The organism is Candidatus Halobonum tyrrellensis G22 (assembly GCF_000495475.1).
Lineage (GTDB): Archaea > Halobacteriota > Halobacteria > Halobacteriales > Haloferacaceae > Halobonum > Halobonum tyrrellense.
Genome location: NZ_ASGZ01000013.1, coordinates 134,101 through 158,254 on the forward strand (window position 1 = coordinate 134,101; position 24,154 = coordinate 158,254).

Genomic DNA, 24,154 nt, shown 5'->3' on the forward strand with positions numbered 1-24,154 from the left:
CCTCGTCGTCCACGTCCGTGCGGTCCGACCCCCGAATCGCGTCCACGTCTGTCCATAGGTGTGCCTACCGCGGCGCGACCAAGAGTCGTTCGCTCCCGGACCGACCGGCCGGTGGTCGGGCCGGGCGTCCCGCAGGGCGGCCCGTCCGACCCGCGGTTCGACGGAGGGGAGGGTCGTATCGAACTTGAATATATAGACTATGAGAAGAATACACGTTTGCCGGTTGGCGTCTACCACGAGCCGACTATGGGCGTACAGGACCTCACCTCGTAGAGGTCGACGGCGTCGGCGAGAACGGTTCCCCGGCGAACCGAACGGGGACGGACGACGGCTAGACTGCACCGACAGATACGTTCTGTATCATATGTAGTGTTTTGATAGGTGCGCTTGACGAACACCGCGTAGAGCGGAACGGTGTCCGCGGCACGTCCGAGGCGGGAACGGCGGAGATCCGACCCCGGCAATCGGCTCCCACTCGTTCGATCAACGGCTTTGAAGGCACGTACGGGTCGCCATACCCCCGATTCGGGAGCGGCGACGGCGCCCGCGGAACCGCCGGGACCGGAACGCCGACGGCGGGAGCCTCGACGGCGCCGAAACTGCCGTTCGGCGCCCGAGACGCCACCTCACGGCCGCGTAGGCGTGGACCGGAGGCGACCCGGGCGGTCGTCCGGAACCCGCCTCTCCCCGGACCGCCGGGGGCCGGCACTCCCCGGATGTGGGCGAGCGATGCTGTGATCTCGGAGTATAAGATATCTGTGTTCTTCTTCGAGTAGTATCGTATCAGTTACGTCGGCTGGATGGGGTTGTGTCGAGAGCGACCCGAGCCACCGGTCGGGAGTCGCCGCGCGGACGCCGCCGCCGCGCACAGGGGGCGGTCGCTCGCGTCCGCCTCATCCACCTTTATCCTCCCCGGGCGTGAGGGGGACGTATGGCGCGAATCGCTCTCACCGGCGCCGCCGGAAGCGTCGGCTCCGCCGCCCTGTCCGGACTCGAAGCGCACGACGTGACCCCGATCACCCACCGCGACCGCGACGGACTCGACAGCGTCGTCCTCGACGTCGAGGACCGCGACGCCCTCGGCGACGCGTTCGAGGGACACGACGCCGTGGTCCACCTCGCGGGCAACCCCTCGCCGGAGGCCGACTGGGAGAGCGTCCTCCCGGTCAACGTCGACGGGACGTACAACGTCTACGAGGCGGCGCTCGAAAACGACGTCGACCGGGTCGTGTTCGCGAGCACCAACCACGTCCACCAGATGTACAACGTCGGCGAGGTCGACCGCCCGGAGACGCTCAGCGAGGACGCCGACACCGTCCGCCCGGACGCTCCCCACCGTCCCGACTCCTACTACGGCGTGAGCAAGGTGGCGGGGGAGGCGCTCGGCAACTACTACGCGACCCGCCACGGGATGGAGGTGGTCAACCTCCGCATCGGCTGGCTCCTGACCGAGGATGAACTCCGCGACAGACAGGACGACGACGACGAGGCGTTCGCCCGCTACGCCCGCGCGATGTGGCTCAGCCCCGAGGACTGCCGGTCGGGCGTCCGGCGGTCGGTGGAGGCGACGCTCGACACCAACCCGCTCGCGGTCAACCTGATCTCCGCCAACGACGACCGCTACCTGTCGTTGACGGAGACCCAGCGGGAACTCGGCTACGCCCCGCGGGGCAACTCCGCGACCGTCGTGGAGTAGCGGACGGTCCCTCGTCGCGGGTGTCGGCCGCCGACCGCACTCGATCGCACCGCCCACCGCCTCCGACCGCGACGCCGACCCGAATCGACGGTAACCCGCGGGACGCGGGTACGGCAAGAGCTATTTTCTGACGTGGAGAACGAATCGGCAGTAAGCCCATGTCCGACGGAAGCGAACTCGACGACGACGCGCGGGAGTATCACCGGGCCGACCCGCCCGGGAAGATAGAGATATCGACGACGAAGCCCACGAACAGCCAGGCCGACCTGTCGTTGGCGTACTCGCCGGGGGTGGCGGCGCCGTGTCGCGACATCGCGGCCGACACCGAGCGGGCGTACGAGTACACGGCCAAGGGGAACCTCGTGGGCGTGGTCTCGGACGGGTCGGCCGTGCTCGGTCTCGGCGACATCGGTCCGACCGCGTCGAAGCCGGTGATGGAGGGGAAGGGCGTCCTGTTCAAGCGGTTCGCCGACATCGACGTGTTCGACCTCGAACTCGACGCCGACGACGTCGACGGGTTCGTCTCCGCGGTCGCCGCGATGGAACCGGGGTTCGGGGGGATCAACCTGGAGGACATCGGCGCGCCCGAGTGTTTCGAGATCGAATCGCGGCTCGGCGAGGAGATGGACGTCCCCGTCTTCCACGACGACCAACACGGCACCGCGATCATCTCCGGCGCCGCCCTCCTGAACGCCCTCGACATCGCCGACAAGGCGATCGACGACATCGAGGTGGCGTTCTCGGGGGCGGGCGCGGCCGCGACGGCGACCGCGGAGTTCTACGTCTCGATGGGGGTCGACCCCGCGAACGTCACCATGGCCGACATCGACGGCGTGCTCTCGGCGGACCGGGACGACCTGACCGACCGCACGGAACCGTTCGCCGCGGGGGTCGAACCCGGCGACCTGGCCGACGCGGTCGACGGCGCCGACGTGCTGGTGGGGCTGTCGGTCGGCGGCGTCGTCAGCCCGGAGATGGTGCGGTCGATGGCCGACGACCCCGTCATCTTCGCGATGGCGAACCCCGACCCCGAGATCGGCTACGAGGAGGCCAAAAACGCCCGCGACGACACGGTGATCATGGCCACGGGCCGGTCGGACTACCCCAACCAGGTGAACAACGTCCTCGGCTTCCCGTTCATCTTCCGGGGCGCACTCGACGTGCGCGCGACCGACATCAACGAGGAGATGAAACGCGCCGCCGCCGAAGCGCTCGCCGACCTCGCCCGACAGGACGTCCCCGACGCCGTCGTCAAAGCGTACGGCGACCAACCGCTGCGGTTCGGCCCGGAGTACGTCATCCCGAAACCGCTCGACCCCCGCGTCCTCTTCGAGGTAGCGCCCGCCGTCGCCGAGGCGGCGATGGAGACGGGCGTCGCCCGGACCGAACTCGACCCCGACGAGTACGCCGACGACCTCCGCGCGCGGCTGGGGACCTCGCGGGCGATGATGCAGATCGTCCACCGGAAGGCGTCCCGCGAGCCGAAACGGCTGGCGTTCGCCGAGGGGACCAACGAGAAGGTGGTCCGCGCCGCCTACCGGGTCCACGACGAGGGGCTGGCCGAACCGGTGCTGGTCGGCGACCCCGACGAGGTGCGCGCGCGGGTCGACGCGCTCGGACTCGGCTTCGACCCCGACGTGGCGGACCCGAAGGGACCGCGCTCGGCGGCGTACGCCGACCGGCTGTACGACGAGCGCAAGCGGAAGGGCGTCACCCGGTCGGAGGCGGCCGAACTGGTCGAGACCGACCGCGACTACTTCGCGAGCACGATGGTCGACGCGGGCGACGCCGACGCGATGCTCACCGGTCTGACGCGCAACTACGCGTCGGCGCTCCACGCGCCGCTGGAGGTGATCGGAACCGCCCCCGGCGTCGACTACATCGCCGGCGTGTACATGCTCGCGTTCGACGACCGCGTCGTGTTCTGTGCGGACACCACGGTCAATCTCGACCCCGACGCGGCCGTCCTCGCGGAGGTGACGAAACGGACCGCGGCGCTCGCGCGCCGGTTCGACGTCGACCCGCGGGCGGCGCTGCTGTCGTACTCCAACTTCGGGTCGGTCGACAACGAGGGGACCGCCAAACCCCGGGAGGCGGTCGAGCGCCTCCACGCCGACCCCGAGGTGGAGTTCCCGGTCGACGGGGAGATGCAGGCGGACACCGCCGTCGTCGAGTCGATGTTCGACGGGACCTACGACTTCTGCGACCTCGACGGGCCGGCGAACGTGCTGGTGTTCCCGAACCTGGAGGCGGGGAACATCGCGTACAAACTCCTCCACCGCCTCGGCGGCGCCGACGTGGTCGGACCCGTCCTCACGGGGATGGACGCGCCCGTCCACGTGCTCCAGCGGGGCGACGAGGTGCGCGACATCGTCAACCTCGCGAGCATCGCCGTCGCGGAGGCGCAGACGCCGGACCCGCTGTAGACGGCGGGCGGCGTCGCGGTTCGGGCGCCGACGCCGGCGTGACCAGTCGCGTCCCCGCACGGTCCGCGTCCGCCTCACTCGGGGCAGTCGGCGGTGACCCGGACCAGCGAGTACGGCGGGAGCGACACCGTGAGCCGACCCTCGTCGTCGACCACGGCGCGGTTGGTCGTCGGGGTGACGCGCTCGGGCTCCTCGAACGTGTTCCGCTCGTACATCGTGTCGGCGGCGAGGCGGTCGACGGTCACGCAGTCGACGTCGGCCAGCAGGTCGCCCGCCTCGACGGTCACCTCGATGGCGTCCGCGCCGGCGTCACAGTGGACCAGCATCACCGCGAGGTCGCCCGCGGCGGCGTCGACCACCGCCATCGCGTCGACCGCGGGCGCGTCGGTGACCGGGTCGAGTTCGCCGAACAGGTCGTTCGTCTCCGAGCCGAACCGGGTGTCCGTCGAGAACGTCGGACAGGCGAGGTCGACGCCGACGGGCGTCCCGCCCGCCAGCCCCGCGCCCAACTGCTGGCCGTAGTAGCACGGGTCGACCCACACCTTCCCGCGGGACTTCCGGAGGCCGCCGCCGTGGTTCCCCACGCCCGAGTGGGTCACCATCTCGACGCCCTCCGTCCGGATGCACTCGTGGACGACCGTGGCGTCGAACACCGCCTCGGTGATGCTCTCGTTCGTCGGGAGCGTCTCCCGTTCCAGCGGGGGGTCGGCCGTCCCGTCTCGGTCGGTCGCGTCCGCGTCGCTTCCGTCGTCCGCCCCGTCCGCGTCGCCCTCCTCGGCCTCATCGAACCGCGTGAACAGTTGGAGTTCGGTTATCGCCTGTCGCACGCCCGGGACGCCGGCGGCCGCCAGGTCGGCCGCCACCTCGCGGTACTGCTCGCCCAGTTTCCGGGCGAACCCCGAGTGGGCGTTGAACAGTTCGACCGGGTCGGTGTCGACGTCGGCGTGACACTCCACGAGCACGTGGTCGGTGAGCCAGTCGCCGTCGTCGAGGGTCTCCACCAACGGCTGGTTCCAGTCGGTCAGCCGGTTGCCGCACGCGAACACCTCGATGTCGGGGTCGACCGCCTCCATCGCCGCCTCGTACCGTCTGAACCGGTCGGCGTAGCCGTCGGGCGTCGTCCACGTCTTCTGCCACTCGCCGTACAGTTCGTTGCCGATCTCCCAGTAGTCGACGCCGTACGGCTCCGGGTGGCCGTGTTCGGCGCGGAGCGCGCCCATCTCGGTGTCCGTCGACCCGTTGCAGTACTCCACCCACCGCGCGGCCTCCGCGGCGGTGCCGTCGCCGCCGTTGACGCATATCATCGGCTCACAGCCCACCCGCTCGCAGAACCGCACGAACTCGTCGGTGCCGAACAGGTTGGTCTCGACGGCGTCCCACGCGGGGTTCGGCTTCGTCGGCCGCGCTTCGACCGGGCCGACGCCGTCGCGCCAGTGGTAGCCCGACGCGAAGTTGCCGCCCGGCCACCGCAGCACCGACAGGTCCATCTCGGCGAGCGTGTCCGCCACCTCGGGGTCGGTCGTCCCGTGGTGGTCGTCGGGGTGGAGCAGCACCCGGTCGACCACCAGGTTGGCGTCGGCGGCGACGGTGAGGCTGAACCCGAACGGCCGTCCCTCCTCGCTCGCGTCGGCCGCCTCGGCGGGCAAGTCGAGCGAGAAGTCGACCGTCTCGTACGCCTCGCTCGCCGCCACCTCGGCGGTCGCCAGCGGGTCGCCGAACTCGCCGTCGTCGACGGGGTGGAGCGCGAGGCGAACCGACGCGGGGGCGGTCGCGGCGGCCGCGCGGAGCGTCACGCGCCCCTCGAACCCGCGGGTCCGGCCGACGGGGAGGTGACACCACTGCGCGAGGCCCGCGCGCGCGCCGTCGCCGTCCGGGTCGCCTCCGCCGTCGACTTCGACTCGCTGGGCGCGGTCGCCCGCGGTCCCCACGTCGGGGCTGGTCCGGACCCGGTCCTCGTCACCGCCGTCGTCGTCACCGCCGGTCTCGGCGTACGGGAACCACCACAGCGCCGCCCCGTCGCGGTACGCGCTCACGAGACGGTCGGCGCCGGGGACGCCGTGGGTGTCGGCGTACGTCTCGACCCGGTCGGCTATCTCGTCGGGGTCGGAGACGCCGCCGCGGCCGCCGTCGACGTCGTACTCGTACTCCTGGAACTTCCAGGCCGCGAGCGTCGGGTTGAACAGACAGCCCGCTTCGAGCACGTTCGAGACGTTCCACGACGAGTAGAGGTGTTCGCCGAACTTCCCGTACAGTTCCGGCGCCACCGGGTCGCCCTCCCGCGAGGGGTCGAGTTCGACGGTGGCGCGCGACTCCGCGTCGCTCTCCGCGTGCGTGAGGAGATGTGTCACGGTCGTACCTGTCCATCGACCAGCCCGAGTAAATAGGTTGTGAGCCGCGACCGGGCGGACGGACGACCCGGGCGGGCGAACGCGGCGGCCCGTCGTCCGCCGACGACTACCCGCGGACGAGCACGTCCGGCAGGTCGAGGGCGAACTCGCGGTCGACCGCGTCGTAGGAACTCGTCGGCCACTCCCCGGTGTCGGTGAGCACGTCGACGCCGTCGCCGCCGTCGGTACCGTCCGCGCCCACCAGGACGGTGTCCTCCGACTTCGCCCCCTCGACGGTGGGGTTCCACGCGTACGGCGACGGCGCGGTCACCGGGTCGGCCGCCCCCGGCGTCGCGGTCCACTCGCGCGACTCGAAACCGATCGCGCCGCCCTGGTGGTGGCGTTCGGGCTGGTCGCCCCACCCGACCGCGTCGTAGGCGCCCTCGATGGCGTCGAACACGTCGCCCGCGGTACCGCCCGCCGCGGCCGCCTCGCGGGTCGCGCCGACCGCGGAGGCGGCGACGCGGCTCGCCGCGGCGTGTCGCTCGCCGAGCCACTCGGGCGGGTCGAACGCGACGGTCCGGGTGGCGGCCACGTTCAGCCCCGCCGTCTCCGCGACCACCGTGAGGACCGCGTACGCACCGAGTTCGACCGCCTGGGGCGTGAAGTGACGGTGTCGCTGGGCGCGGTCGCTCCCCCCGACGAGCACGACCGGCGATTCGAGCCCCCGCTCGTGGAGTTCCTCGCGGAGCCGACCCGCCGTCTCGTACTCGGTGTCGGCGGCGGCGACGCTTCGCCCGACCGTCTCGACGGCGTCGGCGGTCGCCTCGCTCGCGGCCGCGAGTCGCTCGCGGTCCCCCGGCGTGAGCGGCAGGCGTAGCGGCGCGAGGTCGGCGACACCGAGACCGGGCACGTCGGCGTCGGCGGCCGCGCCCTCGGCCGCCGCCTCCGCGACCGCCTCGGGGAGCGACCGCTCGTGCCAGGTGTACGTCTCGACGGGGACGCCCTCGGGGAGTTCCTCCTCGCGCATGCGGTCGGCCTCGTTGTTCGGCGCGACGGCGCGGGCCGACTCGCCGTCGTAGCCGAGCGCCGCCACGCCCGTCGGCGTCCCCCGCTCGACTACCGTGTCGGTTCCGCCGGTCAGCCACTTCACGTTGCGCGGCCGGAGCAGCCACAGCTCCGCCGCCCCCGCGTCGTCCAAGTAGCGGTCCAGCCGGTCCAGTTTCTCCGTCTCGAAGGCTGTCACTTCCGGACGGTCGACGCCTCGCGGCTAAACGCTTTCCCACCCCGGCCGCCGCATCCTACTCGGCGCCCGCGACCCCCCTGGCCCCCGCCCTCGCTTCCGGCTCTACCGGAACGGTTATGGGTCGAGGTCGGCAAGGTACGGCGAATCATGGCAGCCGAAACGGGGTCCGCGCCGGTCGGGGCGACGCAGACGACGATCCGCGTCATCGAGGCGCTGCGGGAACTGGACGCCGCGGGCGTGTCGGCAGTCGCCGACCACATCGACGTGCCCACGAGCACCGCGTTCGACCACCTCCGGACGCTCGAACAGAACGAGTTCGTCCGCCGCGAGGGCGACGAGTACGTCCTCAGCAGCCAGTTCCTCGAGATCGGCGGCTACTGCCGGAACAACGACCACCTCTACCGGACCGCCGAACCCGAACTCCAGAAGATGGCGAACGAGACGGGCGAGCACGCCAACCTCATGATCGAGGAGTTCGGCCGCGGCGTCTTCTACGCCAAGGCGAAGGGCCGCGAGACGTTCCGGCTCGACACCCACATCGGCAAGCGGGTCAACCTCCAGACCACGAGCGCCGGGAAGGCGATCCTCGCGGAACTCCCCGACGACCGGGTCGAGGAGATCGTCGACGACCACGGCCTCCCGGGGATCACGGAGCACACGATCACCGACCGCGCGGACCTGTTCGAGGAACTCGACACGGTCCGCGAACAGGGGTTCGCCACCGACACCGAGGAGCGACTCAAGGGCGTCCACTGCGTCGGCGCGGCGCTCACCGACGACGACGGCGATCCGATCGGCGCGGTCAGCGTCTCGGGACCCAAAAACGGGATGCAAGACGAGCGGTTCTTCGACGACATCCCCGAACTCGTGTTGCGGACCGCGAACGTGATCGAAGTCAACATGAAGTACCAGTAGCGACGCGACGCGCCGGCGGTTCGCGGTCGGGACGACGGACGGCGGACGAAGGGACGAGAGGGCGACGGACGGCGGACAAAGGGGCGAGGGCGCGAAGGTAGACCGCGCGGGTCGGGTCAGTTCATCTCGCGGCCTTCCCAGCCCTTCTCGAACAGGTTGATCGTGTGGACCTGGTCTTCGGTGTACTCGTGTTCACGCACCACGTCGAGGTCGAGTTCGATGCCGAAGCCGGGCCCCTCCGGGATCTCCATGAAGCCGTCCTCGATGACGAGCGGGTCGACCAGCAGGTCGTCGACCCAGTCGACGTCGTACGTCTGGAACAGTTCCTGGATCCGGAAGTTCGGGACGGACGCACAGAAGTGCGCGTAGATCGCGCTCGCGACCGGTCCCTGCGGGTTGTGCGGGGCGATGTCGACGTGGTCGGCCTCCGCCAGCCCCGCGATCTTCTTCCCCTCGGTGATCCCGCCCGTGTTCATCAGGTCGGGCTGGAACACGTCGATCTCCGTCCGGGTGACGAGTTCGAAGAAGTCGTGTTTGGTCATGTGACGCTCGCCCGTCGCGACCGGGATGGGCGACCGCCGCGACACCTCGGCGAGGCTGTTGATCGAGTCCGGCGGGCACGGCTCCTCGAACCAGGTCGGCTCGAACTCGTCGAGTTTCCGCGCGATGTCGACCGCCTGCCCCGCCGAGAAGCGACCGTGACACTCGATCAGCAGGTCGACGTCCGGGCCGACCGCCTCGCGGACCGCGCGCACGATGTCGACCGAGTGGTTCTTCTCCTTCTTCGTCATCGACTGCCAGGCGGTGCCGAACGGGTCGAACTTCATCGCGTCGTAGCCGTCGTCGACGACGCGCTCGGCCGCCTCGGCGAACCCCTCGGGGGTGCCGCCGGTGTCGGTGTACCAGCCGTTCGCGTACGTGCGGAGGCGGTCGCCGTGGACCTTCCCGCCGAGCAGTTCGTAGACGGGTTCGTCGAGCACCTTGCCCTTGATGTCCCAACACGCCATGTCCACCGCCGAACAGACGGTCGTGTTGATGACCTCCTTCGAGAACCACTCGTCGCGGTACATCTCCAGCCAGATCTGTTCGGTGTTGAACGGGTCCTTCCCGATGAAGTAATCCGACATCTCCTGGATCGCCGCGGCCACCGTCCGGGGCTTGTCGTGTGTCGTCGCCTCCGCGAGGCCGGTCACCCCCGCGTCGGTCTCCAACTCCACGAACACCCACGGTTTCCAGGGGTTCGCGACCATGTACGTCTCGACGCCGGTGATACTTACGTCGGACATCTACCGGGAAGGGGTTCCACGGCGGCATTAAATCTATCGGGATTCGACGACCGGCGATTCGACGGGGACGGCCGTCCTGAGGGGGTGAACCCCGCGTGCACGGGTGTGACGCGGCCCAGCATCCGTCCGCTATCACCGGAATCAGGTCCCGGCAAATACGCCCCCGTTTCCGGTTCGCTCGCGGTCGAGTCCGCCGTCGATTACAAACATATCGCTGTAATTCTCAACCCTCGACCCGTTCCGGTCCTCCCGGAAGCATCGGCCGGCCGGCGGGACCGCTACGGGGAGCAAGATATTTGTGACCGCCCGTATGTGGGAGGGACATGCGATATTATCGCATCGAACGTGACGACGATGTCTCCCTCGTGGCGAGCGACGAGGAGACGGCCTACGACCTGACCGCCACGGAGCCGGGACCGACCTCGTTCCACGAGTTGGCGTCCGCCGCCGCGCTCACCGACGACAGCGTCGACGAGGTCGCCGCCGCGTGGACCGACGACGCGCCGACGGTCGACCGCGACGTCCTCGAAGCCAACCTGATCCGACCGCTCGACCCGGAGGAGATCTGGGGGGCGGGCGTCACCTACTCGATCAGCCAGGAGGCGCGCCAGGAGGACAGCTCCGGCGGGCTGGCCGAGTCGTACCTCAACGCGTACGAGGGCGACCGCCCCGAGGTGTACTTCAAGGCCACCCCGAGCCGGACGGTCGGCCCGGACGAGGCGGTCGGGATCCGGGGCGACTCCGAGTGGGACGTGCCCGAACCCGAGTTGACGATGATCCTCTACAAGGGAGACATCGTGGGCTACACCGTCGGAAACGACGTGTGTAGCCGGTCGATCGAGCGCGAGAACCTGCTGTACCTCCCGCAGAGCAAGATCTACGCCAAGAGCTGCGCGCTCGGCCCGTGCATCTCGACGGGCGACACGATCGGCGACCCCCACGACGTGCGGATGGAACTCACCATCTCCCGGGACGGCGACACCGTCTTCCAAGAGTCCACCTCGACCAGCGAGATGGTCCGGTCGGTCGACGAACTCAACGAGTTCTTCCAGCGGTACAACGAGGTGCCCGAACTCACCGCGCTGTTGACCGGCACGTCGATCATCCCGCCGGACGACGTCACCCTCGAGGACGGCGACGACGTCGCGATCGAGATCGAGGGGATCGGCACGCTGGAGAACCCGGTCGAACTGCTCGACTCCTGACGGCGGCGCCCCGACCGACGACCCCGACCCACGCCCGCGCGTCGGCACCGGAACCCCGCGATCGATTCTTTCGGTCACCCCGGAACGGCGCCGCCCGCGGGGTATTACACGAACAACCGGTCGATTTATACCGCCGGCAGCGAACACGGGATACCGTATGACGAACGCGCAGGTAACAGTCCACACCGAGGCGGTCATCGACCGGATCGAACCCGAGGTACACGGCCACTTCTCCGAGCATCTCGGCCGGTGTATCTACGACGGGGTCTGGCGGAGCGGGAACGACGACGAGGACGGCTACCGCGACGACGTGGTCTCGCTGCTGGAGGACCTGGAGATGCCCGTCCTGCGCTGGCCCGGCGGCTGTTTCGCCGACGACTACCACTGGGAGGACGGCGTCGGCCCCGTCGAGGACCGACCCCGCCGGCGCAACCTGTTTTGGGCGCAGGACACCGACGAACGCCCCGAGGAGTCGAACGAGTTCGGCACCGACGAGTTCCTCCAACTGTGTGAACGGCTCGACACCGAGCCGTACCTCGCCGCGAACGTCGGGTCGGGCGACCCCCAGGAGGCGGCCGACTGGGTGGAGTACTGCAACTACGAGGGCGACACCGAACTCGCCGACCGCCGCCGGGAGAACGGCCACGAGGACGGCTACGACGTGAAGTTCTGGGGGCTGGGCAACGAGAACTGGGGCTGTGGCGGCCGGATGAGTCCCGAGCAGTACGCCCGCGAGTACCGCCGGTTCGCCACCTACGTGGGGACGATGGACAACCTGATGCTCGACCGCGACCTCGAACTCATCGCCTGCGGGTTCGAGGACCACGAGTGGAACCGCCGGTTCATGGAGGAGGTCGGCAACTCCGCGTGGGGGCAGGCGTTCCCGCTCGACCACCTCACGCTCCACCACTACTACGGGCGGACGATGAGCGTCGTCGACGACGAGACCGGCGCCGACGACTACGAGGGGATGCTGGTCGAGGCGCTCGAGATGGACAACCACATCGAGCGCATCGCCGCGGCCGTCGACGCCGTAGCGACGACCCGCGACATCGGCATCATCATCGACGAGTGGGGGACGTGGCACACCGAGGCCGTCTCCGAGAACGGCCTCGAACAGCCCGGGACCGCGCTCGACGCGCTGTCGGCCGCCGCGGTGCTCGACGTGTTCAACCACCACAGCGACGTGATGACCATGTCGAACATCGCCCAGACGGTCAACGTGCTCCAGTGTCTCGTCGAGACGGACGGCGACGACGCGTGGGCGCGTCCGACCTACCGCGTGTTCGACCTGTACGCCCCCCACAAGGGGAACGACGCGGTCACCACGTCCGTCGACGCCCCCACCCGCGATGTCGAGGGGGAGGACGACGACCTCCCGCTCGTGGGCGCGTCGGCGTCGCTCGGCGACGGGGGGACGTTCCTCACGCTCACCAACCTCGACGTCCGCGAGGGGCAGACGGTCGAAGTCGCGCTCGAAGGTGTCGACGTCGACGCCGCCGACGTCGACGCCGAGGTGCTGTTCGCCGACGCCGAACTCGACGTCGCGGTGACCGCCGACAACGCCGACGAGTTCACCGCCGAGGAACTCGACGTCTCCGTCGAGGACGGGAAACTGGTCGCCGACCTCGACCCCGCGACGGTCGCCGCCGTCTCCGTCGAGTAACGCCGACCCGCGGTTCGACTCCGCCGCGTCTCGCTCGGGTCGCGCCGCGACCGACGGCGTCCGCGCGCCGACCACGTGCCGACCGCAGCCCTCACGGCGCGCTACCGAGCTACTCGCGGAGTCGGTCGACGAACGCCGACAGCGCCGCGGTCGCGGTGGGGTGTGAGCCGTAGCCGTCGGCCACGCGGAGGGTGCAGACGCCCAGCCGGCCGTCGCCGACCGACCGCGCGAGCGCGACCGCACCCGAGTTGGCGACCCACCCCTCGGTGTAGCCCGCGAACACCTCGTCGTCGCCGGCGGGGTCGGCGACGTACGCGTACGGGTACAGTCCCTCGAACGCCCACCCCGGCACCGCGTCGACGTCGGAGAGCAGCGTCTGGGAGACGAACGACGCACAGAGGTTCCAGCTCTCCTCGGCGGGGAGTTCGGTGAAGCCGAACTCGTCGGTCCCGTTCATCCGGCCGTCGGCGTCGGGGAGGAGCGCCGCGGTACCGCCGCCCTCGACGAACGCGCGGACCTCGTCGTCGAGCGCGGTGACGAGCGCGGCGTCGGCCTCGTTCAGGTCGACGACCGTCGGCCCGTCGGCGGCCGCGAGTGCCTCGCGGAGGCCGTCGTGGTCGGTGTAGACGCCGAGCGCGATGCCGGCGTCGCGAGCGACGACCGTCACCGACGCCTCGCCCCGCACGTCGTCCGGGCCGCGGGCGTCGCCCGCGTCCGGGTCGGCGAGTTCGGCGGTGACCGACCCGGCGCGGACGCCGTCGACCGCGGGCGCGTCGACCGACACCGCGTTCGCGAGTCGTTCGGTGGCGAAGGGACCGACGCTCACCTCGGTCTCGCCGGTCTCGCCGAACGCCTCCCAGCGGAGGGTCGCCTCGACCCGGTCGCCCGTGTCGTTGACGACCACGAGGTCGGCGTTCACCACCTCGTCGTCCCACGCGACGTGCGCGTCGGGGCGGACCTGGACCGCGACCGGCGCGTTGGCGCGCGCGAACCGCTCGGCGGGGACCTTCTCCTCGCGCAGGTAGTCGAGGAGACCGTTGAACTCCCACTCGATGTCGGTCAGTTCCGTGACGACGTAGCCCGCGACGCCGTCGTGGACCCGCATGTCCGCGATGCTGTCGGCTATCGAGGTGAGTTCGCGGCGCTGCCACGCGTCGGCCAGACCGTCGAGGTCGGCGAACGTCTCCGCGAGGTGGCTCGACTCGAACCGGTCGCGGACGCCCGCGGGCGACTTCAGCCCCGAGAGGAACTCGTGGCGGTACCAGTGGGGGTCGCCGCCGTAGTGGGCTTCGAGCGCGTCGACCGACGGTAGCCCCCAGGTGCCGAACTCCGAGACCAGAAGCGGCGTCTCGTCGGGCGCGGGGCCGTCGCCGCCGTACGCGTCGTAGCCGCCGTAGTTCCCGGCGGGGTCGTCGACGATGTCGTCGAGTTTGTCGCGCCACGCGCCCGCGCGGTCCGGAACCACGAAGTACTCGTGGTAGTCGTTGAGGTCGGTGACGACGTGCGCCCACCCGGAGTTGTCACAGACGAGGCGGGTGGGGTCGCGCTCGCGCGCGGACGCGTAAAACTCCGCGAGGAACGACTGCTTCTCGGCGTCGGTCCACAGCGACTCCCCCTCCTCGTAGAGCCCGCCGATCCCCCACTCCTCGTTGTAGAGGCTCCACGCGATTACGCTCGGCCGGTTGAAGTCGCGCTCGACCATGCGCGCGAACTGCTCTCGCACCGCCTCGCGGGACGTCTCGGAGTAGACGCTCGGGTTCGCCGGCTCCTCCCAGACGAGCATCCCCATCTCGTCGGCGAGTTCGAGAAAGCGGGGGTGGGCGGGCTTGATGTGCTTGCGGAGCATGTTGAACCCCATCTCCTTCGCCGCTCGGATCTCGGCTTCGAACGTGTCGAGGTCGGCGGGCCGGTAGAACGTGTCGGGGTAGAACGCCTGGTCGAGCGCCCCCCGGACGAACAGCGGGTCGCCGTTGAGGTAGATGTCGCCCTCGCGGCGTTCGACGCTCCGCATGCCGAACGTGTCGTCGTACGCGTCGACCCGGTCGCCGTCGCGTTCGAGGTCGACCGCCACCTCGTACAGGTGGGGGTCGTCGGGCGTCCAGTAGGTCGGGTCGTCGAACTCGAGCGTGAGGGTCGCAGTCCCGTCGGCGTCGAGCGAACGCGACCCGCGGGCGGCGTCGGCCTCGCCGGTCGCGTCACCGCCCGCCGGGCGCACCCGGACGGTCGCGGAGAGACCGTCGAACGCGCCGGCGTCGTCCGGAGCGGTCGCGCGCACCTCGACGGAGGCGGTGTCGTCGGTCAGGTCCGGCGTGACGCGGACGTCGCGCACGCGCGTCGCGGGCACCACCGCGAGGTCGACCCGCTGCCAGATGCCGCTGACGCGGGTGTACCACGGTTCGCCCTGTTTCCCGTGAGGGATCTCCGAGATGTCCTCGGGGTCGTCGACGCGGACGACGACCGAGTTCTCCCCGTCGACCAGCGCGTCGGTGACGTCGAACCGGAAGGGGAGGTAGCCCTCGCGGTTCCCGCCGACCCGCTCGCCGTTGACCCAGACGGTGGCGTCGTAGTCGACCGCGCCGAAGTACAGCAGCGCCCGACGGTCGTCGCCGACGGCGTCGACGTCGACCGACCGTCGGTACCAGCCCACCCCGGTGTACTCGCGGAGGTCCGCCTCCTCCTGCCACGAGTGGGGGACGGACACGTCGCGGCTCCCCGACCAGTCGGCGTCCGGGTCGTACCACGCCTCCGACCGGCCGACGTCGTCGGGGTCGGTCGCGAACTCCCAGTTGCCGGCGAGTTCGCGTGTCGGCTCCCGCGTGAGTGTCGTGTGGTGCACACAGGTGTAAGACCCGTCATCGCATATCACGTTTTGCCCTCGTGTCAGTCTCCCATCGCCAGAGCAGTCGGGGGTCGAACACGGCCGGGAGGCGGACCGGGCGCGGCGGTCCGGGGACGAGGTGGGTCCGTACGGGAACACCCATAAACTATCTCTCGATATCGGGGAAGTATTCAAGTGGGGCCACGAGACGCCCGTAGCGGCCCCCGATAGCAGTTCCCCGACGGTCCCGTCGTCGACCCGGGTCGGAGGGGAACATTTATTATAATAACAGGGGTTCCTCTAGTGTGATGTCACACGGTAACACGAATGGTGCGGCCGATGACACGTCGAATCGGGACGCATCACCGAGCCGCGTCGACCGGCGTCGATTCATGAAAGCAGCCGGCGTGACCGGTGTCGCCGGTCTCGGCGGTATCGCTGGCTGTGTCGGTATGGGCGGCGGTGGCGGTGGCGGCGGCGGCGGCGGCGACGGGAACATCGAACTCGACTACTGGACGCTGTTCGGCGGTGGCGACGGGGAGGTGATGAAGTCCATCATCGACAAGTTCAACGACGAACAGCCGCTGGGCGACAACATCAGCATCAACCGCCAGCGGACCCCGTGGGAGGAACACTACAACCGCCTGTTCACCTCGATGACTGGCGGGGACCCGCCGGACATGGCCATCTCGCACGCGTCGTACCTGCGCCGGTTCCAGGACACGCTGGTCGACATCCAGGACAACGTCTCCTCGAACGACTACGTGGACTCGATCCTGAGCGCCTGTCAGATCGACGATGGGCAGTACGCCGTGCCGATGGACTCCCACCCGGTCGGGCTCTACTACAACGTCGACGTCCTCAACGAGGCGGGCGTGGAGCCGCCGATCGAGAGCTACTCCCAGTTCGAGGAGGCGTGCAACGCCATCCTCGAGAACACGGACGCGCTCCCGTTCAGCCCCGACCCCTACTGGGGCGGCGGCGGCGGGTTCAGGCAGTGGTTCATGGGACTCAACCAGTACGGTGGGTCGATGTTCAACGACGACCTCACCGAGGCTACCTTCGGTGACGAGGCGGGGACGGGGTCGTTGGAGTTCCTCGCGAGCGTCTCGGGGGAGCGCGGGTGGGACCAGCCGGACATCTCCGAGGACCGCGTGGCACAGAGCTTCCGGAACGGTTCGGTCGCCATGACCGTCAACGGGACGTGGTACGTCAACGTGATGCGCGAGCAGGAGTTCGAGTGGGGCTTCGACAAACCCCGCGTCTTCCCGGAGGCCGACCAGCTACGGTCGACCGCCGACAGCCACACGATCGTGATCCCCCAGCAGTCGAACGCGAGCGACGAGCGGGTGCAGGCGGCCGTCGACGCCGCCGAGTGGATCACGCAGGAGAACCCCTCGTGGGGCGCCGAGGCCGGCCACCTGCCGGCGTACAACCCGATCCTCAACAGCGACGAACTCCAGAACGCCGACATCTGGGGCAAGACGCTCGAGAGCTTCATGGAGATGGCGAACGACGAACAGCTGGCGTACTGGCCGCAGCTCCCCAACTCCGACCTGTACGCTGGGACCAACTGGACGTGGGTGACCGACGCCTACTCGCAGAACAGCGAGCCCCAGGCCGCGATCGAACAGGGCGTCGAGACCTGGAACTCCAACCTCGGGTAATCGACGGGGAACTCACAGATAATGTCTGTCACCGATCGGTTCGGCGGGGTCGTAGGGAAGTTGAGTTCCGACAGTCGGTCACGTCGGGAGTTCGTCGAGGGCGTCCTCTTCTCGCTCCCGTACCTCGCCCTCTTCGGGGTGTTCCTGCTGTACCCGCTGGTGATGGGCGGGTACATGAGCCTCTTCGAGTGGAACGCGCTCGCTCCCGCGGAGTCCGTCTTCCTCGGGCTGGAGAACTACACGACGCTTCTCAACGACTCGCAGTTCTGGAACGCGCTCGGCAACACGTTCTACTTCGCGCTACTGACGGTGCCGTCGATCGTGGTGGTCGGGCTGGGGCTCGCGTTGGGCGTCAACCGCGACATCAGGGGACAGGGGTTCCTCCGTGCGATCTTCTTCAGCCCGTACATCCTGACGGTGTCCGTCGCGGCGCTCGTGTGGATCGACATGTACTCCACCCAGTACGGCGTCATCAACTACTACCTCGGGGCCGTGATGTCGAACCCGCCCCAGTGGCTCCAGTCGCGGCTGTTCGCGATGCCCGCCATCGCGATGACCACCGTCTGGTGGCTGGTCGGGTTCAGCTTCGTCATCCTACTGTCGGCGCGACAGAGCGTGCCGGAGTACCTCTACGAGGCGGCCAAACTCGACGGTGCGGGGACGTGGCGGCAGTTCCGCGACGTGACCGTCCCGCAGATGCGCGGGGCCATCTTCTTCGTCATCGTGATCAACCTCATCTGGGCGTTCCAAGTGTACGGCCAACCGTACATCATGACGTCGGGCGGCCCGAACCAGACGACGGAGACGCTCGTGATGTACCTGTACCAGGCGGCGTTCAACCAGCGGAACTTCGGCTACGCGGCCGCGATCGGGTACGTTCTGACGGGGATACTCGTCGCCGTCTCCATCGCGAACTACTACTTCCTCGGAGGCGACAATGAGTAACACGACGACGAGCCGGTCCGAACCGTTCAACATCGGCGGGATCACCCTTCGGAGCGCCCTAGTCCACCTCGTGATGTACGGGGCGGCGTTCCTGTTCGTGGTCCCCTACATCTACATGATCTCGACGTCGTTCATGACCCAACAGGACGCCGTCGCCCAGGGGATGAACTGGATCCCCGACCCGGTCACGCTCGGGTCGTACATCCAACTGTTCACCGGGTCGCAGATCATCCAGTGGTCGATCAACACGCTCATCATCTCGTCGCTGACGACGCTGCTCGTGTTGCTCGTGGACTCGATGATCGCGTTCGCACTCACGCGACTCGAGTGGCCGGGCCAACGCTACCTCCTCGCGCTCATCATCGCGAGCTTCATGGTTCCCGGCTTCGTGAACATCATCCCGCTGTACCTCGTGGTGTCCGACCTCGGGCTACTCAACAGCTACCTCGCCGTCATCCTCCCGTTCGCGGCCGGGCCGCTGGGGGTGTTCCTCCTGGCGCAGTTCTTCCGGGACATCCCGTACGAGTTGCAGGAGGCGGCCCAACTCGACGGCTTCTCCAACTTCCGGATCTACACCCGGATGATCCTGCCGCTGTCGAAGTCGATCCTGACGGCGCTGGCGCTGTTCATCTTCGTCTGGAGTTGGAACCAGTTCCTCTGGCCGCTGATCGTCCTCCAGAGCGAGGCGGCGTACACGCTCCCCATCGGCGTGGTCGTCCTGCAGGACAACTTCACCTACCAGCCCGCACTGACGATGGCGTCGGCGGTGGTTGCGTCGGGACCGCTGTTCATCCTGTTCCTGTTGCTCCAAGAACAGCTGATGACGGCGGTGGAGATGCAGGGCGTGACCTGACCTGCTCTGCCGCGGGAGCACAACCTAGTTAACCTCCCCCGCCCGTCGTTTCGGAAATGGAAACCAGGGACGTCGACACGCGGGCGGTGTACCGGTCGTTCGTCTCGGCGGTGCGGTTCTTCTACGACCACGGCCCGCGGCTCGTACTCGTGAGCGTAGCGTGGTTCTGCTGTTCGCTCCCCGTCGTCACCGTCGGCCCGTCGACGCTCGGCGCGTACGCCGCGGTGGCGTCGCTCCGCGAAGGGCACACCGTCGACCGCGGGCGCGTCGTCGCGACGGTGAGGCGACACGGGCTGTCGGCGGCGCTGCTGTCGGGCGTCCCGCTCGCGTTCGCGGCGGTGGCGGCGCTGTACGCCCGGCGTTACCTGCTCGTCGGCTCGACCGTCGCGCTCGTCCTCGGCGTGCTGGCGACGTACGCCGCGGTGTACGCGGCGCTGGTCCTCGTCCCGACGTTCGCGGCGCTCGCCGACGGGGAGGAACTGGAGCCGGCGGTTCGGGCGGCGGTCCGCTGGACCGGCCGGAACGCGGTGGGCGCGGTGATGGTGGGGATGGGGACGTTCCTCCTATTCGTCGTCACCGGCGCGCTGACCATCGGGTTCGTCGTCGTCTTCGGCGGGCTGGTGGCCGCGTTCCACCTCGAAACCCTCCGCGGGCCGCCGCCGAAGTACGAGGCGGCCGACGAGGGCTGGTCGCCGTACGAGGGGTCGCGGCGCTGACCGGAGCGGGGAACGAGAGAGCGGAGAGGGGGACCGGAGCGGGGTTCCAGCCGACGGGGCGACGGGGGGTCGGAAGCGAGACCGGCGTCTCAGGTCTGCTGGGTCTGCTGTACGGTCGGCTCGTACGTCGTTTCGGTCGTCCGCCCGGTGTCGGTCATCACGTTGTTGCCGCTCGCGCGGTCGAAGATGTGCATCTTCTCCTCGTCGAACGTGACGGCGATCCCGTCGCCCTCGGCGTAGTCGTAATCGCCCATCGCGCGCATGGTGAACTCGACGTCGTTCGACCGGAGGTAGAAGTAGTTGTCGTCGCCGACGGGTTCGTGCACGTCGAGTTCGGCCGATATCGCGTTGACCGACTCGGCGTCGGCGAAGCGGACGTGTTCGGGCCGGATGCCGAGCACGAGGTCGTCGGAGGTGGCCCGCTCGCGCACCCGTTCGGCGGTCTTCGGCGACACGTCGTACGAGAGCGCCTCGCCTTCGAGGGTGTCGCCGTGGAACTCCACGTCGAAGAAGTTCATCGACGGCGACCCGATGAAGTCGGCGACGAACAGGTTCGCGGGCTTGTTGAACACCTCGTCGGGCGTGCCGACCTGCTGGAGGTCGCCCGCGTCGAGGATCACCACGCGGTCGGACATGGTGAGTGCCTCCTCCTGGTCGTGGGTGACGTACACCGTCGTGGTGTCGAGGTCGTCTTGGATCCGCTGGAGCTCCGTCCGCATGTGCGCGCGGAGTTTGGCGTCGAGGTTACTCAGCGGCTCGTCCATCAGGAACACCTCGGGTTCGCGGACGATGGCGCGGCCGGTCGCCACCCGCTGCTGTTGGCCGCCGGAGAGCGACGCGGGCTTCTTCCCCAACTGGTCTTCGATGCCCATCATCTCCGCCGCCTCCTCCACCCGGTCGTCTATCTCGGCGTCCGAAAGATCGGAGGTGAGCTTCAGCCCGTACGACATGTTCTTCCGGACCGTCATGTGGGGGTACAGCGCGTAGTTCTGGAACACCATCGCCACGTTGCGGTCCTGGGCGGGGACGTCGTTGACCATCCGGTCGCCGATGCTGATCTCCCCGCCGGATATCTCCTCCAGTCCGGCGAGCATGCGCAACAGCGTCGACTTCCCCGACCCCGACGGGCCGACGACGGTGACGAACTCCCCGTCCTCGATCTCGAGGGAGAAGTCGTCTATCGCGACGATCTCCTCGTCGTACACCTTGCGTACGTGGTCGAATCGGACTTCGCTCATGATCTACTTTTAATACTGTGTAGTAAGATATATAACGATTGTGTTCGGTTAGTTTCATCTTCCAGCCGCGGGGACCGGCCGTCGCGAGCCGGCCCGTCGACGGGGACATGCTCCCTGTCCAACGTTAGTTATATCAATAGAAAAGATATTTGTACCGGGTCACCGACTACCGTGGCGCATGGTGACAGACCGAAGCGACGAGCGGAGCGGTAGCGACGCGGCCGATCAGGGCGAACGGGACGGGGGACGGCTACCCCTCGCCCGGCGGGGGTTCCTCGCCGCCCAGTCGCTCGCGCTCGCGGGGGCGGCCGCGTCGGGGGGTGTGTCGGCGGCACCGCCGAGCGGCGACAGCGGGGTGGAGAACACGGTGGCCGTCTCGCCGGGCGACCGGACCGACCTCGCGGTGTCGGACCAACTGTTCGGCCGGTTGTGTGAACACTACGAGGAGGGGACCATCTACCCGGGGGTGTACTCCGAGCACGTCAAGAACAACTCCTTCTACCCCCGGTCGTGGTCGGAGGAGGACTACTTCGGCCCGAAGACGTTCTTCGACCCCGCGAGCATCCCCCGGCGGGAGGGCGTGCCGTTCCCGTGGGAACCCGTCGAGGGGTCGGGCGGGAGCGTCGGGTTCGAACTCGGCGAGGGCGGCGTCGCGGCGACCGAGACCACGGGGTTCCAGCGGGTGACGCTCGACGGCGGTCGCGGGGGGATCGGCCAGAAGGTCGTGTTGCCCGACTTCCGGACGCTGGGGTACGACCTCTCCGTCTCCGTCCGCGGGGCGGGCGTCGAGACGGTCACAGTGGCGCTCAAGCCGCTCCGCGAGCCCTCGGAGGACACGTTCGAGGTGGGCGAGACGCTCGCGACGGCGGACGTGGACGTGACCGGCGAGTGGGAGCGCGAGGAGGTGACGCTCGAACTCGACTCGGCGGCGGGCGACCCGTACGTCGCGGGGGCGATCGCCAACGTCGATACGCCGTACGGCGAGTACTACCTGGAGTTCACCGCCGGGGGGAGCGGCCACGTCGACCTCGACTGGGTGATGCTCGCCGCGGACGACGCGGTACGCGGCAAGTTCAACCCCTCGACGGTCGAGTTGATGCGCGACCAGGACGCGACGTGGCTGAAGTGGCCGGGCGGCAACTTCACCAGCCAGTACAACTGGCGCGACGGGGTCGGCCCGCTGGCGGAGCGCGAGTCGCGGTTCAACCACGCGTGGGGCGGGGTCGACCCCAACTACTTCGGCACCGACGAGTACCTCGAACTCTGCGAGGTGGCGGACCTCACTCCACACATCACCGTCGGCTGGTGGGACTACCCGCCCGCGTGGGCGTCCGAACGGCAGATCCTCCCGGCGGACGCCGCCGACTGGGTGGAGTACTGCAACGGCGAGGTCGGCGACGACACCGCCGACGAGGGGACCTACCAACTCGACTTCGTCGTCGGCGACCCCGAGACGGAACTCGGCGAGAGCGACGACGACTTCTACGGTCGCCAGGAGCGGCTGGTCCAGTACGCCCACGCCGAACGCGACGCGGTGCTCGACCGCGACACGTGGATCAACTCGCTGCCCGAGGATGTCCGCGACGCGGTGACGGCCGACCCCATCGAGGTCGAAGACGGCACCGCCTCGGTCTCCGTCACCGTCACCGAGGGGGAGGAACTCACGCTGTCGCTCGTGGGCTACACGCTCCCCGACGGGGAGTTCTCGTTCGAGACGGCCGACGAGCAGACGGTGGTCGGGTCGTCGACGGCGACGCTCGGCGCGGGCGAGCACACCCTCGAAATCGACGTGCCGCGGGCGTCGATGGCCGACCTCCGCGCGGAGCACGGCCACCCCGAGACGTACGACGTGGAGTACTGGGGCGTCGGCAACGAGGTGTACGGACCCTGGCAGCGCGGCTCCACCGCCGACCCCGCCGAGTACGCCGCCGGGTCGGACGAGCGGATCGGGTTCGACGCGTACGCGGACGCGATGCGGGAGGCCGACGACTCCATCACGGTGTACGCGTCGGGGATGGACCCGATGTACGAGGAGGCGAACCTGCCAGACCCCGACGAGTGGAACTCGACGCTGTTCGACCTGGCGGGCGACCGCCTCGACGGGCTGAACGTCCACCGGTACAACTGGGGGATCGAGAGCCAGGAGGAGCGCGACGCCTGGTACGAGGCGAACGAGGCCGGCCCGGTGGAGTACAACGAGGTGTTGATCATGTTCCCCACGCAGTTCGGCGTGCTGATGGAGGAGTTGGGGACGGAGGCGCTCGACTACGGGCTCGACGACTTCGAGATAAACGTCAGCGAGTACGGCCTGTTCCCCACGGTCGACGCGGGCGCACCGTACCCCGGCCCGGAGACGATGCCCGGGGGGTCGTACATCGCGGGGATGCTCAACGCGTTCATCAGACACAGCGAGTTCGTCCGCGCCGCCTCCCAGACGTGGGTGCCGGTCCGGATGTTCCCGCCGGCGTTCGTCGACTTCCCCTCCGACCCCAACCCGCTGGCGCCCGCGGGGGCGGTGTTCGGACTCTACTCGGAGATGTTCAGGGGCGACGCCGAGTGGCACGCGGTCGGCGTCGAGACGACCGGCGCCGGGCGGACTATCCCCGAGACCGGTCCCCGGATCCGCCGGATGGAGGACGTGCCGTACGTCGACGCCGCGGCGATGCGGGCGGCGGGCGACGGCGACCTCTGCGTGTTCGCCACCAACCGCAACCTCTGGGAGTCGTCGTCGGTCACCCTCTCGGTGGGCGACGAGTACGCCGGCGAGTCGGTCATTGCCGTGCGGATGCGTACCACGTCCGACGAGCGGCCGCTGCCGCACCTGTTCGGCACGTCGTGGACGGAGCCGACCAACTACGAGACCGTCACCGAGGAACTGTCGGTCGGCGACGACGGGTCGGTGACGCTCGACCTCGACCCCGCGTCGGTCGCGCGCCTCTACGTCGGCGACGCGTCGGGCGCCGCCTACGACGTGACGGACGACGGCGTCTGGCACGGCCTCGACGCGCCCGTCGGGTCGGGCGGCGGTCGCGCGTCGCTCCGGTCGGACGGCCCCAGGGTCGGCGGGGAGTGAGACGGGCGTTCCGGAGTCGCGGACGCGACGCGCACAGCGGCCGGGAGAGACGGTCAGCCCGCGTGTCCGCTCGTCGA

Annotated in this window: 15 protein-coding genes; 10 read left to right on the forward strand and 5 right to left on the reverse strand. The window is 69.1% G+C overall.

What is annotated here, in order from left to right:
• The first annotated feature begins 931 nt into the window (after positions 1-931).
• Both K933_RS04955 and K933_RS04960 read left to right on the forward strand, forming a co-directional pair.
• Positions 932-1,696: an NAD-dependent epimerase/dehydratase family protein gene (locus K933_RS04955; RefSeq protein WP_023393590.1), complete on the forward strand. Its 765-nt coding sequence runs from the start codon at positions 932-934 to the stop codon at positions 1,694-1,696.
• Between the two features lie 158 nt (positions 1,697-1,854).
• Positions 1,855-4,122, forward strand: a complete 2,268-nt coding sequence (locus tag K933_RS04960) for an NADP-dependent malic enzyme (RefSeq protein ID WP_023393591.1) — start codon at positions 1,855-1,857, stop codon at positions 4,120-4,122.
• A 74-nt stretch (positions 4,123-4,196) separates the two neighbouring features.
• Here the strand turns inward: K933_RS04960 and K933_RS04965 are convergent, their stop codons facing one another.
• Together K933_RS04965 and K933_RS04970 are read right to left on the reverse strand one after the other, a co-directional pair.
• On the reverse strand, positions 4,197-6,470 hold the full coding sequence (locus tag K933_RS04965; protein ID WP_023393592.1) for an alpha-L-arabinofuranosidase C-terminal domain-containing protein: 2,274 nt from the start codon (positions 6,468-6,470) through the stop codon (positions 4,197-4,199).
• 106 nt (positions 6,471-6,576) lie between these two features.
• Entirely contained in the window at positions 6,577-7,695 is a 1,119-nt protein-coding gene (locus tag K933_RS04970; RefSeq protein ID WP_023393593.1) for a M24 family metallopeptidase, read from the reverse strand.
• Positions 7,696-7,842: 147 nt separating this feature from the next.
• On the opposite strand from K933_RS04970, the gene K933_RS04975 reads away from it, so the two are divergent.
• Positions 7,843-8,610, forward strand: coding sequence for an IclR family transcriptional regulator (locus K933_RS04975; protein ID WP_023393594.1), 768 nt, complete (start codon positions 7,843-7,845; stop codon positions 8,608-8,610).
• A 116-nt stretch (positions 8,611-8,726) separates the two neighbouring features.
• Here K933_RS04975 and K933_RS04980 read toward each other — a convergent pair whose 3' ends face one another.
• Positions 8,727-9,896 (reverse strand): mandelate racemase/muconate lactonizing enzyme family protein, encoded by a 1,170-nt coding sequence (locus K933_RS04980; protein WP_023393595.1) that lies wholly within the window; start codon positions 9,894-9,896, stop codon positions 8,727-8,729.
• 323 nt (positions 9,897-10,219) lie between these two features.
• On the opposite strand from K933_RS04980, the gene K933_RS04985 reads away from it, so the two are divergent.
• Both K933_RS04985 and K933_RS04990 read left to right on the forward strand, forming a co-directional pair.
• Positions 10,220-11,101: a fumarylacetoacetate hydrolase family protein gene (locus tag K933_RS04985; protein ID WP_049947605.1), complete on the forward strand. Its 882-nt coding sequence runs from the start codon at positions 10,220-10,222 to the stop codon at positions 11,099-11,101.
• Positions 11,102-11,258: 157 nt separating this feature from the next.
• Entirely contained in the window at positions 11,259-12,767 is a 1,509-nt protein-coding gene (locus K933_RS04990; protein WP_023393597.1) for an alpha-N-arabinofuranosidase, read from the forward strand.
• A 109-nt stretch (positions 12,768-12,876) separates the two neighbouring features.
• Here K933_RS04990 and K933_RS04995 read toward each other — a convergent pair whose 3' ends face one another.
• On the reverse strand, positions 12,877-15,603 hold the full coding sequence (locus tag K933_RS04995) for a sugar-binding domain-containing protein (RefSeq protein ID WP_023393598.1): 2,727 nt from the start codon (positions 15,601-15,603) through the stop codon (positions 12,877-12,879).
• Positions 15,604-15,977: 374 nt separating this feature from the next.
• Here K933_RS04995 and K933_RS05000 point away from each other — a divergent pair, with 374 nt between their 5' ends.
• The 4 genes from K933_RS05000 to K933_RS05015 are packed head-to-tail and all read left to right on the forward strand — an operon-like array spanning position 15,978 to position 19,766.
• Positions 15,978-17,252 carry an extracellular solute-binding protein gene (locus K933_RS05000; RefSeq protein ID WP_080509195.1) on the forward strand — a complete coding sequence of 425 codons (1,275 nt, stop codon included), beginning with the start codon at positions 15,978-15,980 and terminating at the stop codon, positions 17,250-17,252.
• Positions 17,253-17,273: 21 nt separating this feature from the next.
• Positions 17,274-18,197: a carbohydrate ABC transporter permease gene (locus K933_RS05005; RefSeq protein WP_023393600.1), complete on the forward strand. Its 924-nt coding sequence runs from the start codon at positions 17,274-17,276 to the stop codon at positions 18,195-18,197.
• A complete protein-coding gene (locus K933_RS05010; protein WP_023393601.1) occupies positions 18,190-19,050 on the forward strand; it encodes a carbohydrate ABC transporter permease in 861 nt (286 codons plus the stop codon). Before K933_RS05005 ends, K933_RS05010 begins: the two co-directional genes overlap by 8 nt.
• A 56-nt stretch (positions 19,051-19,106) precedes the next feature.
• Complete coding sequence (locus tag K933_RS05015) at positions 19,107-19,766, forward strand: hypothetical protein (protein WP_023393602.1); 660 nt, start codon at positions 19,107-19,109, stop codon at positions 19,764-19,766.
• 89 nt (positions 19,767-19,855) lie between these two features.
• Here the strand turns inward: K933_RS05015 and K933_RS05020 are convergent, their stop codons facing one another.
• Entirely contained in the window at positions 19,856-21,004 is a 1,149-nt protein-coding gene (locus K933_RS05020; RefSeq protein ID WP_049947606.1) for an ABC transporter ATP-binding protein, read from the reverse strand.
• A 178-nt stretch (positions 21,005-21,182) separates the two neighbouring features.
• Here K933_RS05020 and K933_RS18600 point away from each other — a divergent pair, with 178 nt between their 5' ends.
• Complete coding sequence (locus tag K933_RS18600; RefSeq protein ID WP_023393604.1) at positions 21,183-24,077, forward strand: alpha-L-arabinofuranosidase; 2,895 nt, start codon at positions 21,183-21,185, stop codon at positions 24,075-24,077.
• Positions 24,078-24,154: the final 77 nt, after the last annotated feature.